The sequence below is a fragment of the Rhodanobacter sp. LX-99 genome, from assembly GCF_018599185.1.
GTDB lineage: Bacteria > Pseudomonadota > Gammaproteobacteria > Xanthomonadales > Rhodanobacteraceae > Rhodanobacter.
On record NZ_JAHFVL010000001.1, the window covers coordinates 2,216,605 to 2,230,563 of the forward strand.

Sequence of the window (13,959 nt, forward strand, 5' to 3'; positions counted from 1 at the left end):
GTGTTGGTTGGTGATGGCTTGTGCTGCTGGCGGAGGCAGGCGGTCGCCTGGGTCGACGGGCCGCGGCCCGGCGCGCGTCGCGCCATGGGAAAGTCCCCCCGGACGATCGACCTGAAGCAATACCCATGCCAAATAATGCGCGTAAACGATTACTTCAGACACTAGGCCGATCACTGCGATGTAGAAATTGAGACAGGACAACGATTACACGCGACGTGTAGGCAATCCCTGACAAATTTCGGCACCGGAAAATGCGAACTGCGTCACTTATCTTGACAAGCATATCACGCGGTTTTTACGAATTTAGTCAAGTCTGCTTGACATGAGGCGGTGCCTTCCCGTACTTTGCGTTTGTCAAGTTTGCTTGACATTTACCGGCAAGGAGAATCGCCATGAACATGGGTCGCATCTGATTTTCCCTTTGCCGGCATCGGGCCCGGCGCTGGACAGCGGTGCTGTCGTGCTGGCCCATGCGACGGCCGTAGCGAACAGCGGGCGAAATTCCAGCCGACGCCGGACGACTTTCCGAAATCGCTCTGCAAGGAGTACGCGATGCCTCGCCTTTCCGACAAGCAGTACCAGCGGCAGTCGATGCTGGCGATGGCGGCATACGTCGCCGTCATGCTGGGGGTCTGGCCGTTGGTGCGCACGGTGACCGGGCTGCCGCTGAAGATGCTGCTGGCGCTGGCGCCGGTGTTGCCGATGCTCTACATGATCGGGCTGATGGCGCGGCGCATCCGCGACAGCGACGAGCTGGAGCAGCGTACGCACCTGATCGCGCTGGGCGCGGCCACGGGCCTGGTGGGTGCGCTCAGCATGATCGGCGGATTTCTCGCGTCGGCCCGGGTCTGGCCTGTGGATGGCACGATCCTGATCTGGGTCTTTCCGGCGCTGATGTTCTGCTACGGCATCACGCGCTGGTGGGTGGCGCGCCGCTATGGCGTGAGTCTGTCCTGCGATGATGAAAGCCGCATGCCGCTGTACCGGCGCTTCCTGCTGATGGCGGCCATGTTGGGCGTGTCCGCGTGGTGGTTCCGGCGATCGCTGGACGACAGCAGCCTGGGCACGCTGTGCGGCATCGCCGTGGGGTTCGCCGTGCTTGGCCTGGTATTCGGCATCGCGCGCTGGCGCCGGCGTCATCCTCATGTCGAGGAGCTGCCGTGAAGATGAACCCGCTGGCCAGGCGCCATCTGCACGAGTTCGTTCCCGCCACGCCCGGCTGCACGATCGCCGATCTCGATCATGTAGCCGGATATGCCGCCTGGGCAGCTGGCGCGGCGCGGGCGGCGGTCACGCGGCGCCATCGATGAACAACCACGTACGCGAACTGCGCGGCGAACAGAGCTGGTCGCAGGCCGATCTGGCCGAGCGGCTGGACGTGTCGCGGCAGACCGTCAACGCGATCGAGACCGGCAAGTACGATCCCAGCCTGCCGCTGGCGTTCAGGATCGCGAAATTGTTTGGCCGTCCGATTGAATCGATTTTCGTACCGGGTGAGGAGTAGGGCATGGCATTGAATGGACGTACCGCGATCCGCATCGGTGCGGTGGTCGTGGGCCTGGGTTTCCTGGCGTGGAACCAGATGCGCAGCAGGGAACCGGCCACGGCACCTGCCGCACCGGCGGTCGCTTCGGTGGTCGCGGCCAAGCCGCAGCCGCCCGCGAAGGCGCCGACCTGGCGGCTGGGTTCGCTGACGCTGACCGCGTGCGAACTGGCGCAGCCGAACAGCGGGCTGAGCACGGCGGCGTGGTGCGCCGAGTTCCCGGTGCCGGAAAACCGCGCCGATCCGCACAGCCGCACGATCAAGCTGAAACTGGCGGTGCTGCGCTCGCGTGCGCAGGTGGCCAGCCCGGACATGCTGGTGTTCCTTGCCGGCGGCCCCGGCCAGGCAGCGACCGACTCGGCGGGCCTGGTGGCGTCCGTGCTGAAGCCGCTGCTGGCGCACCGCCACGTCGTGCTACTGGACCAGCGCGGCACCGGCGGTTCGAATGCGCTCGATTGCAAGGAGTCCGCCGAGACGGTGACGCCTGCCGACGACAGCACGTTCGACGCCGACAAGTTGCGTGCCGCCGCCGCCGACTGCCTGCGGCAGCTGGCCGGCCGTGCCGACCCGCGCTACTACACCACCACGATCGCCACGCAGGACCTGGAGGATGTGCGCAAGGCGCTTGGCTCACCGCCGCTCGACCTGGTCGGCGTGTCGTACGGCACGCGGATGGCGCAGCAGTACCTGAGGCGTTTCCCGGATGCCGTGCGCAGCGTGGTGCTGGACAGCGCGGTGCCGAATTCGCTGGCGCTGGGCGAGGATTTCGCGCGCAACCTGGACGACGCGCTGAAGGCGCAGTTCGCCCGCTGCACCGCCGAACCGGCCTGCAAGAAGCAGTTCGGCGACCCGGACCAGACCCTGTACCAGCTGCGCGATGCGCTGCGCGCGAATCCGCACCAGGTCAGCTTCCGCGACCCGCAGAGCTACCAGACGGTGAAGCGGATGCTGGACGAGGATTCGCTGGCCAGCGTGGTGCGCATGTTCGCCTACACGCCGGCCACCGCCGCGCTGCTGCCGCTGTCGATCGACGCTGCCGCGCATGGCGACGTCGGCCCGCTGCTGGGCCAGGCCAAATTGCTGTCCGGCGAATTGTCCGAGCTGATGGGCAGCGGCATGCAGTACTCGGTGATCTGCAGCGAGGATGCCGACCTGCTTGCGGCGCGGCCGCAGGACGCGCAGACCATCCTGGGTACGCGCATGGTCGACGCTTTGAAAGCGGTCTGCACGGTATGGCCGAAGGGCACGCGTCCGGCCGATTTCCACCAGCCGCTGAAGACAGGCAAGCCGATGCTGCTGCTGGCCGGCCAGTACGACCCGGTGACCCCGCCGCGCTACGCCGACGAGGTGGCGAAAGGCCTGCCGAACGCGCGCGTGCTGGTATTCAAGGGCCAGGCGCACGGCGTGATGGCAGCCGGCTGCGCGCCGCAACTGATCCAGCACTTCGTCGAGAAGCTCGACCCGAAGACGCTGGACGCGAGTTGCCTGGACCGCCTGCAACCCACGCCGATCTTCATCGACTTCAACGGTTCGACCCCTTAAGGAGCGGCGTCATGATCGAGGTAAGGGATTTGCACAAGGCGTTCGGCACGGTGAAAGCCGTCGACGGCGTCGGCTTCACCGCCCGCGACGGCGAGATCACCGGTCTGCTCGGCCCCAACGGCGCGGGCAAGACGACCACCTTGCGCATGCTCTACACGCTGATGACGCCCGATCGCGGCCAGGTGCTGGTGGACGGCATCGACGCGGCGGTCGATCCGCTCGGCGTGCGCCGCCAGCTCGGCGTGCTGCCGGATGCGCGCGGCCTGTACAAGCGGCTTACTGCGCGCGAGAACATCGACTACTTCGGGCGCCTGCACGGCTTGCCGGAGGACCTGCTGGCGAGCCGGCGCGAGGCGCTGGTCAAGGCACTGGAGATGGACGACATCGCCGACCGGCGCACCGAGGGCTTCTCGCAGGGCCAGCGCGTGAAGACCGCGATTGCCCGCGCGCTGGTGCACGACCCGCGCAACGTGATCCTCGACGAGCCGACCAACGGCCTCGACGTGATGGCCACGCGCGCCTTGCGCCAGTTCATGCTGCGGCTGAAGGGCGAAGGCCGCTGCGTGCTGTTTTCCAGCCACATCATGCAGGAGGTCGCCGCGCTGTGCGACCGCATCGTGGTGATCGCGCACGGCCGCGTGGTGGCCGACGAATCGCCGGACACGCTGCGCGCGCAGACCGGCGCGGCCAACCTGGAGGATGCATTCGTGAAGATCATCGGCACCGACGAGGGACTGGCGGCATGAACAAGGCAGCCTCGGAAACCCCGCGTGGCCGCGCCTTCCTCACCGTGTTCCTGAAAGAGGTGAAGGAGAACCTGCGCGACCGCCGTACCCTGATGAGTGCGTTCCTGACCGGCCCGTTGCTGGGGCCGCTGCTGTTCGTGATGCTGATCAACGTCACCCTCAACCGCGAACTGGAGAAGGCCGAAAAGCCGCTGCCGGTGCCGGTGATCGGCGCCGAGTTCGCACCGAACCTGCTCGACGCGCTGAAGGCCGGCGGCGTGGTGCCGGGTGCGGCGGTGGCCGATCCCGAACAGGCCGTGCGCAAGCAGGACGCCGACGTGGTGCTGCGCATCGCCGCCGACTACGGCAAGGCCTGGCGCAAGGGCGAGCCGGTGCAGGTCGAATTGTTCTACGACTCCTCGCAACGCGACGCCAATACCTCGGTGGAGCGGGTGACCAAGCTGGTCGAAGGCTATGCGCGGCAGCAGGGCGCGATGCGACTGGTCGCGCGCGGCATGTCGCCAGGCACGGCGTGGCCGCTGCAGGTGGCCCGGCGCGACCAGGCCACGCCGCAGTCGCGCGCGGTGCTGATGTTCGCGATGCTGCCGTACTTCTTCGTGATCACCATCTTCATGGGCGGCATGTACCTGGCGATCGACCTCACCGCCGGCGAGCGCGAGCGGCAGTCGCTGGAACCGCTGTTCGCCAACCCGGTGGCGCGCTGGAAGATCCTGTGCGGCAAGCTGGCGGCGATCTGCGCGTTCTCCGCCGCCAGCCTGCTGATCACCCTGCTGGCGTTCGCCGTGGTGGGGCAGTTCATTCCCACCGAGAAGATCGGCATGGAGCTGGACCTGGGCCTGCATTTCGCCACTTACGTGTCGCTGCTGATGCTGCCGCTGGTGCTGCTGCTGGCGGCGCTGCAGTCGATGGTGGCCGCGTTCGCGAAGAGCTACCGCGAGGCGCAGACCTACATCTCGCTGCTGATGCTGGTGCCGATCATCCCCAGCGCGGTACTGTCGTTCGTGCCGATCAAGGCGCAGGCGTGGATGTATGCAGTGCCGCTGCTGGGCCAGAACCTCGGCATCATGCAGCTGCTTCGCGGCGACGGCGTCACCGGCGAGCAGCTCGGCTTGTGCCTGGCCGGCAGCCTCGCGGCGGCGCTGCTCGCGGTGCTGGCGACGATCCAGCTGTATCGCTCGGAGAAGCTGGCGATTTCCGTCTGAGGCGTGGCGAAAGGCGACCCCACCCCAACCCCCAACCCTCCCCTGCAGGGGAGGGAGCACAGAACGGCACGGCGCTCAGCGCGGCGGCGCGGTCAATTCGCGGGCGTCGAGATAGCCGTCGCGATTGCGGTCGAGCTTGTGGAACTGGCTGCGCAGGTTGTCCTGGAAGCCGGTCAGCGAGATCGGCCGGCCGCGATGGCCGGGCAGCTCCGCGGTTTCGAGGATGCCGTCGCCGTTGCTGTCCATGCTGCGGAAGCTCCGATCCATGTACGCCAGGTATTCGGTCTCGCTGACCCGGCCGTCGCCATCGCCGTCGAACATCTGCAGGTACTCCGAACGCGTTTCCTGCGCCAGCGCGGCCGCTGCCGCCAGCAACAGCGCCAGCGCGGCGACAAGCCGCACGTTCAGCGGCTGCCGCCGTGGATGCCGATGAACTGCAGGAACTCCGCGCGGGTGCGCGCGTCGTCACGGAAGGTGCCGAGCATCTGGCTGGTCACCATCGACACGCCGCGCTTGTGCACGCCGCGGGTGGTCATGCATTCGTGGCTGGCGTCGACCACCACCGCCACGCCGGCCGGCTGCAGGGTTTCCTGGATGCACTGGGCGATCTGCGCGGTGAGCTTCTCCTGCACCTGGAAGCGGCGCGCGAAGCCTTCCACCACACGGGCCAGCTTGCTGATGCCGACCACCCGGTTGGTCGGCAGGTAGCCGACGTGGGCGCGGCCGATGATCGGCGCCATGTGGTGCTCGCAGTGGCTCTCGAACTCGATGTCGCGCAGCACCACCATCTCGTCGTAGCCGTTCACCTCCTTGAAGGTGCGGCGCAGGTATTCGCCCGGATCGGATTCGTAGCCGGAAAACCAGTCGCGATATGCCTTCACCACCCGCTTGGGCGTGTCCAGCAGGCCTTCGCGCGAAGGGTCTTCGCCGGCCCAGCGCAGCAAGGTGCGCACGGCTTCCTCGGCCTGTTCGCGACTGACGTCGTTCGGATGGGGCTGGTCGCTCATGCGGATACCTTTGGGGTTGCGGGTCGGATCAGTTTAGCGGCAGCGTCAAGCCCGCGCAGGCGCGGGCGTGGTGGGACGCTCAGACTTCCGGGTCGTCGTTCTCGTCCGGCGTGGGCACGTCGTCGCCCAGCAACTGCCGGGTGACTTCGCCGGGCGCAGTTTCCACGCCGCGCAGTTTGCGTTCGATCGCACGGGTGCGCTGGCCGGTCGCGTCGATCTGGTTGCTGGCCTGGTCGAGATTCTTCTTGACCTTGTCCAGTACTGCGCCGAACTTGCCGAACTCGGTCTTGACCGCGCCGAGCAGTTGCCATACCTCGCTGCTGCGTTTCTCGATCGCCAACGTGCGGAAGCCGGCCTTGAGGCTGGTCAGGATCGCTGCCAGCGTGGTCGGTCCGGCGACCGTGATGTGATGGTCGCGCTGCAGCGACTCGAACAGGCCCGGCCGCCGCAGCACCTCGGCGAACAAACCCTCGGTGGGCAGGAACAGGATGGCGAAGTCCACCGTGTGCGGCGGTGCCACGTACTTGCTGCGTATGCGCTTGGCCTCGTCGCGCACGCGCCGCTCCAGTGCGTTGGCGGCGTCCGTGGCGGCTGCGGTGTTGGCGTTTTCCTGGGCCTCCTGCAGGCGCTGGTAGTCCTCGAGCGGAAATTTGGCGTCGATCGGCAGCCACAGCGCGGCACCATCGACGCCGTTGGGCATGTGGATGGCGTATTCGACCCGTGCGTCGGAGTTGGGCACCACGGCCACGTTGACTGCGTACTGGTCGGGCGTCAGGAGCTGTTCGAGCAGCGCTCCGAGCTGGGTTTCACCCAGTACACCGCGCGTCTTCACGTTACCGAGCACGCGCTTCAGGTCACCCACGCCGGTGGCCAGGCTCTGCATTTCGCCAAGGCCGCGTTGCACCGCTTCGAGCCGTTCGGAAACCAGCTTGAAAGACTCGCCCAGGCGGGTTTCGAGGGTGGCGTGCAGCTTCTCGTCGACAGTGGCGCGCATCTGCTCGAGCTTGGCCGCGTTGTCCTGCTGGATCGCGCCGAGCTTGGCTTCCAGCGTGGCGCGCACTTCGCCCATGCGCTTTTCGTGCTCGGTGCTGAGCGCGGCGAAGCGCTGTTGCTGCTGCTCGCCGAAATGGTTGAGCGCGAGCGTGGTTTCCGCACGGCTCTTGCGCGCGTCCTCGGTGAGTTGCTGGGCCAGCGTCTGCAGGCCCTGGCTGGTGCCGTCGGTGAGCGCGGCAAGGCGCTGGCCGAAGCCGTCGATGCGCTCGGCCTGCTGTTGCGACATGCCGTTGAGCTGTTCGCCAAGATGGCCGCGGAAGCGGTCGAAGCCCTGCTGCAGTTCCTCGCGGCCGGCGCGCTGCTCCTCGCGCAGGGTGCGTTCGACGCGGGCGCTGTCGTCTTTCAGGGCGTCCAGCTTCGCGCCCAGGCCGGGGTCGCCGCGCCCGCGCAGCAGCACCGCGACCTGCAACAGCAGCACCAGCGCGGCAAGGATGACGAGGGCGATCAGCAGGGTTTCATTGAGCGGCATGGAACGTTTTCCCGGGTCGATGCATCCAGTGTACGTCGAGCGGTCTCATCGGCTGCGCCTGGATTTCACGTTGCCGCTGCCAGGGCGGTGCATCATGGGCCGATACGTCGGCCTGGGAGAGCGTCATGGAACATGTTCACGATTACCTGATCATCGGCGCCGGCATGGCCGCCGATGCGGCGGCCAAGGCGATCCGCGAGGTCGATGCCGCGGCGAACGTCGGCATCGTCGGCGCCGAGACGCCGCCGCCCTATCAGCGGCCGCCGCTGTCCAAGGCGCTGTGGAAGGGCGACAAGTCGGTGGCCGACATCGACCTGGCCACCGCGCAAGGCGGCGCGACCTTGCACCTGGGCCGCCGCGTCGAATCGTTGGACCGGGTGGCGCGCACCGCGCGCGACGACCGCGGCGACAGCTACCGCTACCGCCGCCTGCTGCTGGCCACCGGCGCCACCCCGCGGCGGCTGCCGTTCGAGGGCGGCGAGCGGATTATCCATTTCCGCACGCTGGACGATTACCAGGCCTTGCGGCGCTACGCCCAGCCCGGCGCCTTCATCGCGGTGATCGGCGGCGGTTTCATCGGCTGCGAACTGGCGGCGTCGCTGTGCAGCCTCGGCTGCAAGGTGACCCTGCTGTTTCCCGGCGAGACGATCGGCGCGGGGCGCTACCCCGATGGCCTGGCGCACTATCTCGACGACTACTACCGCAGCCGCGGCGTGGACGTGCGCAGCGGCGTGCGCGTGCAGGGCAGCAACCCCACCGACGGCGGCGTGGAGCTGGTGCTGTCCGATGGCAGCCTGCTGCGCGTGGAAGCGGCGGTGGCCGGCCTCGGCGTGACGCCGAACACCGCGCTGGCCGAACAGGCCGGCCTTGCCGTCGACGACGGCATCGTGGCCGACGCCCATCTGCGCAGCAGCGATGCGGACATCTGGGCTGCCGGCGACGTGGCCAACTTCTACAACCCGGCGCTGGGCCGGCGGCTGCGGGTGGAGCACGAGGACGCAGCAGTCAGCATGGGCCGCCACGCCGGCCGCGCGATGGCCGGGGTCGCCGGGGAATACACCGCGCTGCCGTTCTTCTATTCCGACCTGTTCGATCTCGGCTACGAAGCGGTCGGCCTGCTGGATACGCGACTGGACGTGGTCGAGGACTGGCGCGAGCCGAACCGCGAGGGCGTGGTGTATTACCTCGAGGCCGGGCGCGTGCGCGGCGTGCTGTTGTGGAACACGTGGGATCAGGTGGATGCCGCGCGCGAGCTGATCGCGCAACCCGGCCCGTTCGACGCCGCCTCGCTGCGCGGGCGGCTGCCGCGTGGTGGCTGATCAATCCACCCGGCAGAACACCGCCTTCAGGTAGCGCCCTTCCGGCACGTCGGTGCGGAACGGGTGGTCGGCGCCGGCGCCGCGCACTTCCAGCACCTGGATTTCGCGGCCGGCGTTGAGCGCCACACGGCGCAGCATTTCCAGGAACTCGCCTTCGCCGACCAGGCCGGTGCACGAGCAGGTCAGCAGCAGGCCGCCGGGCGGGATGATGTCCAGCGCCATGCGGTTCATCGCGAAGTACTTCTTCAGCGCGTCCATCACCTTGCTGCGGTCGCGGGTGAGCTTGGCCGGGTCGAGGATCACCGCGTCGTAGCGCTCGCCGCGCGCCACCGCGGCACGCACCCAGTCGAAGATGTCGGACTGCTCGAACGTGACGGCGACGTTGTTGGCGGCGGCATTGGCGCGGGCGACTTCGAGGATGCCCGCATCCAGATCCACGCCGACCGCCTCGCGCGCGCCGGCGGCCATCGCGTGCACGGCGAAGCCGCCGGCGTTGCAGCACAGGTCGAGCACGCGGCGACCCTTCGCCAGTTCGGCGAAGCGCTTGCGGTTGTCGCGCTGGTCGGCGAAGAAGCCGGTCTTGTGGCCGGAGCCCGGCGCGGCGTGGAAGCGCAGGCCGTGCTCGTGCACCTCGAACGCGGCGGGCACATCGGGGCTGCGGCAGTCGAACGATTCCTGCTTCTGCACGTGCGACTCGGCGAACCAGTACAGCTGCGCGCCGGGGAAGTGCGTCAGCAGGGCGGCGTGGATCGCCTCGCGGAAACGCCACATGCCGGCGGCGAAGTATTCGATCACCAGGATGTCGGCGTAGCGGTCGACGATCAGGCCGGACAGCCCATCGCCCTCGCTGTGCACCACGCGCCAGGCGTCGCTGACGGCATCGAGCTGCAGCCAGTCGCGGCGCAGCTGCACGGCGCGGGCTATGCGTGAAGCGATCCAGTCGGCGTCGATGCTGGCGTCCGGATGCGTGTCGAGCAGGCGCAGCGCGATGCGCGCGTGGCCGTTCCAGAACGCGCGGCCGACGAAGCGGCCCCTCGCGTCGTGCACCTCGACCAGGCTGCCCGGCGGCAACTTCGACTCCGGCTTGTAGATCTGCGCCGACCACACCCACGGGTGGCCGGGGTTGCGATCGGACTTCAGGCGGATGACGGGTAACGCAGCGGGAGTATTCATCCGCGCATGATAGCTGGTGCTTCGCTTATCCCCGGCGGGCAGTGCAGGGGCGAAGCGTTTTCAGCGCAGGCGCAGCACCAGCCACGACAGCAGCGCCAGCAGGTTGATGCCCAGCCGCGACACGGCCGGGCCGGCGACGGCGAGCACGAAACCCTGCGTGCCGAAGTGCCAGTCGATGCCCAGCCGCGGCGCGGCCTGCAAGGTGGCGAACACGTTGACGAAGGCGCCGCTGTGCAGCGCGTAGCTGAAGATCGGCGTGGCGATCAGCGGCAGCTGCAGCAGCTGCGCCCAGCGCGACAGCCGCACGCCGCTCTCGCTGCCTTCCAGCAGCAGCACGCCGGCGACCAGCACGAAGCCGAACAGGAGCAGGCCGATCAGCGCGAGGATGCTGTCGTGGGTCGAGCCCAGCGGCAGCAGGCGGCGCAGCATCACTGCCGCGCCGTACAGGCCGCCGGCGACTTCGAGAATGCCGATCAGGCGAAAGAGAAAATTGCGCACGCGTGGCCCCGTTCAAAAGACGCAAGCTTAGCCGAGCAGGGCCGGCGGGATTTGCGCGGGCGTCTCGATTTTCCGCAGATGGCGACGCGGCTCAGGCGATCAGCACGCCGCGCGCTTCCTCGACGATCGCATGCGGCACGAAGCGGGCGCTGTCCTGGGTGACCAGCGAGCTGTCCTCTCGGATGCCGATGCCGCAGGCGCGGTCGCCGACCACCCAGCTGCCGATCAGCGGGTAGTGGCCGTCGAAAGCGGTCAGCGGGTGGCAGGCCTGGCGGATGCACGGGCCATCGCGGTACGGGCCGTCGGTGCGCAGCTCGCGGCCGTCGTCCAGGTGCATCGCGACGTTGGCGCCTTCGCGCGAATGCAGCGGCTTGCGCACCCAGCCCCGCGGCGGCGCGCCACCGGCGTCGAACTCGGCCGGCAGCAGGTTCGGGTGGCCGCGGTGGGCGTCCCACAGCAGCGGCAGGATGCCCTTGTTGCTCAGCAGCGCCTTCCACGGCGGCTCGATCAACTGCAGGCCGGCACGCGGCAAATGCTGGCCGAACGACTCGCGGAACATGTCCTCCAGCGGGTACAGCTTGAACAGGCAGCCGATCACCTGGTCGTCGAGGTCGGTAAAGCGGCCGTCGGCGGAGACGCCGATGTCCTCGATCGCCAGCGCGCCGCAGTCGACGCCGGCCTGCAGCGCGCAATCGCGCAGGTAGGCCACCGTACCCTGGTCCTCCATCGAGTCGCGCACCGCGGCAAAATGAAACGGCCGCGCGATGCCGCGCGCGATCGTGCCGAACGCTTCCACCAGGGATTCGTAGATCGAATTGAACTGGTCGCTGCCGGCCGGCAGCTGGCCGCGCGCGAGCTGGTCTTCCAGCCATTGCCACTGGAAGAACGCGGCTTCGAACAGCGAGGTCGGGGTGTCGTAGTTCAGCTCGTACAGCTTGGCCGGACCGGTGCCGTCGTAGGCGAAGTCCATGCGGCCGTACAGGTGCGGCTGGCGCTCGCGCCAGCTCTGCGCGATCCAGTCCCGGTACGGTTCCGGAATCGCCAGCTGCTGCATGTGCTGCTCGCTGCCGACGATGCGCTCGACCATGTCCAGCGCCATCGCGTGCAGTTCCTCGCTGGGCGCCTCGATGTCGACCTCGATCTCGCGCAGGCTGAACGCGTAGTACGCCGACTCGTCCCAGTACGGCGCATCGTCGATGGTGTGGAAACCGAAGCCGCACGCGGCGGCCTTGGCGCGCCAGTCGGGGCGCTCGGCCGTGGCGACCCGGCGCATCAGCCGCCGATGCCGCGGCTGCTGCCGGACGTGCCGAAACCGGAACGGCTGACCGTGATCGCGCGGTTCGGCGTGGCGTTGACCGGCACCATCGCGGTACCGGCGCCGCCACGGTAGACGCCGCCGGCGCCGGTGGCCGGGCGCTGCCAGCCGCCATTGCTGTCGCGGAACGCCGGCGCGCTGTTGAAGCCGTTCGCGGCCACGCCGTTGCGCGACATCATCTGCGACAGGAAGAAGCCGGTCATCAGCGGGCCGAAGAACGAATGGCTGGCGCCGTCGTTGCGCTCGGCGCACTTCTCCTTGCCGTAGCTGGCTTCGCATGCCTCGCGGTTGGCGAAGCGCGGCGCGGTGGCCACCGCGTCCTGCTGCGCCTTGGCGAACGCCTGCTGGCAGGTGCTGCTGTCGTTGGTCTGCGCCACGCAGGCCTCGACCGAGGTGTACAGGCCTTCGCGCGACGCGCTTTCGCTGCGGTCGCAGGCGGTCAGCAACAACGGGGCCGTGCTCATCAGCAGCAGGGCGGCGGTGCGGGATCGTTTCATGGACACACTCGGCAAGGTATCCGGCCAAGCATGCCTGCTTGCGCGCGCGGATGAAAGTTCTTGCGGTCGAATGCCGCAGCGACCCCTCATTCCAGCTCGTCGGCCAGTTCGTGCAGGTCGGCGACATGCTGTTCCCACCAGCGCGATTCGGCGGCGAACGGGAAGGCGGCGGGGAACGCCGGGTCGTGCCAGCGCGCGGCGATCCAGCCGGCGTAGTGCAGCTGGCGCATCGCGCGCAATGCGGGAATCAGCGCCAGCTCGGCGTGGTCGAAATCGCGGAACTGCTGGTAGCCCTCGAGCACGGCTTCCATCGCGCGCGCATCGTTCGCCAGCATCCACAGGTCCTGCACCGCCGGGCCGGTGCGCGCGTCGTCGAAGTCGACGAAGTGCGGGCCGGCGTCGGTCCACAGCACGTTGCCCGGGTGGCAGTCGCCGTGCAGGCGCAATTGCCGGACCGGGCCGATGGCCTCCAGGCGTGCGGCGATCGCCGCATCCAGCCGCGCCGCCGCGGCGCGGTAGTTCGTCTGCAGCGAGGCCGGCAGCAGCGACGAGCCGAGTACCGCCTGCATCGGCTGCCGCACCATCGTCTCGCGATCGAGCTGGCCGCGATGGGCAAACGGCGCCCGCGCACCGATCAGGTGCATGCGTGCGATCAGCCGGCCCAGCCACTGCAGTTGGTCGATCGCTTCCAGCTCCGGCGCGCGACCGCCGCGGCGCGGCGTCAAGGCATAACGAAAGCCGGCGTGGTGCAACAGGGTGCGGCCGCCAAAGACGAGCGGCGCCACCACCGGCAGCTCGGCGTCGGCCAGCTCCTGCGCGAAACTGTGTTCCTCGATGATTGCCGCGTCGCTCCAGCGGCCGGGCCGGTAGAACTTCGCGATTACCGGCGCAGAGCCTTCCAGCCCGATCTGCCACACGCGGTTCTCGTAGCTGTTCAGCGCCAGCAGGCGGCCGTCCGGCCACAGGCCGCAGGCGCTCACCGCGTCGAGCACCAGGTCGGGGGTGAGGCTGGCGTACGGCGTGTCGGCTGTCATAAAGTGCCGTGCCTTTTGCGTTTGCCTCCTCTCCCTCCGGGAGAGGATTGGGGTGAGGGCGCGGTTTTTTGCAGAAAAACCGTGTTCAACGCACGCCCATGCCGCGCGCCGGGATCACCGCCATGGTGATGCGCGAGATGCACACCAGCGCGCCCTCTTCGTTCTCGATGCGGATCTCCCACACCTGGGTGGTGCGGCCGATGTGCAGCGCTTTCGCAGTGCCGGTCACCGTGCCGCTGCGCACGCCGCGGATGTGGTTCGCGTTGATGTCCAGGCCCACCGCCAGTTCCTTCTCGGGGTCCAGCGTGAGCATCGCCGCGGTGCTGCCCAGGGTCTCGGCCAGCGCCACCGAGGCGCCGCCGTGCAGCAGGCCGTACGGCTGGTGGGTGCGCCGGTCGACCGGCATGGTGCCCTGCAGCCAGTCGTCGCCGACCGCGGTGATGCGGATGCCCAGCGTCTCCATCATGGTGTTGGCGCTCCAGCCGTTGAGGCGGGCGGGGTCGGCGGGTTGCTTCCAGAGGCTCATCGTTGATTCCTGCGTATCGAGCCTGCATTGTCGAT

The 13,959-nt window shown here is 68.4% G+C and carries 16 protein-coding genes; 7 read left to right on the forward strand and 9 right to left on the reverse strand.

Features of this window, described 5'->3' with window-relative positions; translation table 11 throughout:
• The first annotated feature begins 552 nt into the window (after window positions 1-552).
• From KK131_RS10175 to KK131_RS10200, 6 genes are read left to right on the forward strand one after another with little or no spacing between them, the layout of a single operon-like run.
• On the forward strand, window positions 553-1,164 hold the full coding sequence (locus tag KK131_RS10175) for a hypothetical protein (RefSeq protein ID WP_214556522.1): 612 nt from the start codon (window positions 553-555) through the stop codon (window positions 1,162-1,164).
• Complete coding sequence (locus KK131_RS10180; protein WP_214556523.1) at window positions 1,161-1,310, forward strand: hypothetical protein; 150 nt, start codon at window positions 1,161-1,163, stop codon at window positions 1,308-1,310. The genes KK131_RS10175 and KK131_RS10180 overlap by 4 nt, the downstream gene beginning before the upstream one ends.
• Window positions 1,307-1,504: a helix-turn-helix transcriptional regulator gene (locus KK131_RS10185; RefSeq protein WP_214556524.1), complete on the forward strand. Its 198-nt coding sequence runs from the start codon at window positions 1,307-1,309 to the stop codon at window positions 1,502-1,504. Before KK131_RS10180 ends, KK131_RS10185 begins: the two co-directional genes overlap by 4 nt.
• 3 nt (window positions 1,505-1,507) lie before the next feature.
• Complete coding sequence (locus tag KK131_RS10190) at window positions 1,508-3,085, forward strand: alpha/beta hydrolase (RefSeq protein WP_214556525.1); 1,578 nt, start codon at window positions 1,508-1,510, stop codon at window positions 3,083-3,085.
• Between the two features lie 11 nt (window positions 3,086-3,096).
• Window positions 3,097-3,831: an ATP-binding cassette domain-containing protein gene (locus KK131_RS10195; protein ID WP_214556526.1), complete on the forward strand. Its 735-nt coding sequence runs from the start codon at window positions 3,097-3,099 to the stop codon at window positions 3,829-3,831.
• Window positions 3,828-5,033 carry an ABC transporter permease gene (locus tag KK131_RS10200; protein WP_214556527.1) on the forward strand — a complete coding sequence of 402 codons (1,206 nt, stop codon included), beginning with the start codon at window positions 3,828-3,830 and terminating at the stop codon, window positions 5,031-5,033. The genes KK131_RS10195 and KK131_RS10200 overlap by 4 nt, the downstream gene beginning before the upstream one ends.
• A gap of 75 nt (window positions 5,034-5,108) precedes the next feature.
• On the opposite strand, the gene KK131_RS10205 is transcribed toward KK131_RS10200, so the two are convergent.
• From KK131_RS10205 to rmuC, 3 genes are all read right to left on the reverse strand, one after another.
• Window positions 5,109-5,435: an EF-hand domain-containing protein gene (locus KK131_RS10205; protein WP_214556528.1), complete on the reverse strand. Its 327-nt coding sequence runs from the start codon at window positions 5,433-5,435 to the stop codon at window positions 5,109-5,111.
• A gap of 2 nt (window positions 5,436-5,437) precedes the next feature.
• Window positions 5,438-6,040 (reverse strand): GTP cyclohydrolase I FolE, encoded by a 603-nt coding sequence (folE, locus tag KK131_RS10210; protein WP_214556529.1) that lies wholly within the window; start codon window positions 6,038-6,040, stop codon window positions 5,438-5,440.
• A gap of 79 nt (window positions 6,041-6,119) precedes the next feature.
• Window positions 6,120-7,562, reverse strand: coding sequence for a DNA recombination protein RmuC (gene rmuC / locus KK131_RS10215; protein WP_214556530.1), 1,443 nt, complete (start codon window positions 7,560-7,562; stop codon window positions 6,120-6,122).
• A gap of 125 nt (window positions 7,563-7,687) precedes the next feature.
• On the opposite strand from rmuC, the gene KK131_RS10220 reads away from it, so the two are divergent.
• Entirely contained in the window at window positions 7,688-8,881 is a 1,194-nt protein-coding gene (locus tag KK131_RS10220; protein ID WP_214556531.1) for an FAD-dependent oxidoreductase, read from the forward strand.
• Here KK131_RS10220 and KK131_RS10225 read toward each other — a convergent pair whose 3' ends face one another.
• From KK131_RS10225 to KK131_RS10250, 6 genes are all read right to left on the reverse strand, one after another.
• Entirely contained in the window at window positions 8,882-10,054 is a 1,173-nt protein-coding gene (locus KK131_RS10225; RefSeq protein ID WP_214556532.1) for a class I SAM-dependent rRNA methyltransferase, read from the reverse strand. It abuts the gene before it with no gap.
• 60 nt (window positions 10,055-10,114) lie between these two features.
• Window positions 10,115-10,552, reverse strand: coding sequence for a hypothetical protein (locus KK131_RS10230; protein ID WP_214556533.1), 438 nt, complete (start codon window positions 10,550-10,552; stop codon window positions 10,115-10,117).
• A 91-nt stretch (window positions 10,553-10,643) separates the two neighbouring features.
• Window positions 10,644-11,825, reverse strand: coding sequence for a glutathionylspermidine synthase family protein (locus KK131_RS10235; protein WP_214556534.1), 1,182 nt, complete (start codon window positions 11,823-11,825; stop codon window positions 10,644-10,646).
• Window positions 11,825-12,364: a DUF1190 domain-containing protein gene (locus KK131_RS10240; protein WP_214556535.1), complete on the reverse strand. Its 540-nt coding sequence runs from the start codon at window positions 12,362-12,364 to the stop codon at window positions 11,825-11,827. Before KK131_RS10240 ends, KK131_RS10235 begins: the two co-directional genes overlap by 1 nt.
• A gap of 86 nt (window positions 12,365-12,450) precedes the next feature.
• Window positions 12,451-13,398, reverse strand: a complete 948-nt coding sequence (locus KK131_RS10245) for a serine/threonine protein kinase (protein ID WP_214556536.1) — start codon at window positions 13,396-13,398, stop codon at window positions 12,451-12,453.
• 85 nt (window positions 13,399-13,483) lie between these two features.
• Window positions 13,484-13,924, reverse strand: coding sequence for a hotdog fold thioesterase (locus KK131_RS10250; protein ID WP_214556537.1), 441 nt, complete (start codon window positions 13,922-13,924; stop codon window positions 13,484-13,486).
• Between the last annotated feature and the right edge of the window lie 35 nt (window positions 13,925-13,959).

Excerpts from the sequence above, each read along its gene's own strand:
- KK131_RS10185 (WP_214556524.1), top strand. The coding sequence starts at position 1,307 with ATGAACAACCACGTACGCGAACTGCGCGGCGAACAGAGCTGGTCGCAG.
- KK131_RS10220 (WP_214556531.1), top strand. The coding sequence starts at position 7,688 with ATGGAACATGTTCACGATTACCTGATCATCGGCGCCGGCATGGCCGCC.
- KK131_RS10245 (WP_214556536.1), bottom strand. The coding sequence starts at position 13,398 with ATGACAGCCGACACGCCGTACGCCAGCCTCACCCCCGACCTGGTGCTC.
- rmuC (WP_214556530.1), bottom strand. The coding sequence starts at position 7,562 with ATGCCGCTCAATGAAACCCTGCTGATCGCCCTCGTCATCCTTGCCGCG.
- KK131_RS10175 (WP_214556522.1), top strand. The coding sequence starts at position 553 with ATGCCTCGCCTTTCCGACAAGCAGTACCAGCGGCAGTCGATGCTGGCG.
- KK131_RS10200 (WP_214556527.1), top strand. The coding sequence starts at position 3,828 with ATGAACAAGGCAGCCTCGGAAACCCCGCGTGGCCGCGCCTTCCTCACC.
- KK131_RS10190 (WP_214556525.1), top strand. The coding sequence starts at position 1,508 with ATGGCATTGAATGGACGTACCGCGATCCGCATCGGTGCGGTGGTCGTG.
- KK131_RS10250 (WP_214556537.1), bottom strand. The coding sequence starts at position 13,924 with ATGAGCCTCTGGAAGCAACCCGCCGACCCCGCCCGCCTCAACGGCTGG.
- KK131_RS10240 (WP_214556535.1), bottom strand. The coding sequence starts at position 12,364 with ATGAAACGATCCCGCACCGCCGCCCTGCTGCTGATGAGCACGGCCCCG.
- KK131_RS10235 (WP_214556534.1), bottom strand. The coding sequence starts at position 11,825 with ATGCGCCGGGTCGCCACGGCCGAGCGCCCCGACTGGCGCGCCAAGGCC.
- KK131_RS10225 (WP_214556532.1), bottom strand. The coding sequence starts at position 10,054 with ATGAATACTCCCGCTGCGTTACCCGTCATCCGCCTGAAGTCCGATCGC.
- KK131_RS10195 (WP_214556526.1), top strand. The coding sequence starts at position 3,097 with ATGATCGAGGTAAGGGATTTGCACAAGGCGTTCGGCACGGTGAAAGCC.
- folE (WP_214556529.1), bottom strand. The coding sequence starts at position 6,040 with ATGAGCGACCAGCCCCATCCGAACGACGTCAGTCGCGAACAGGCCGAG.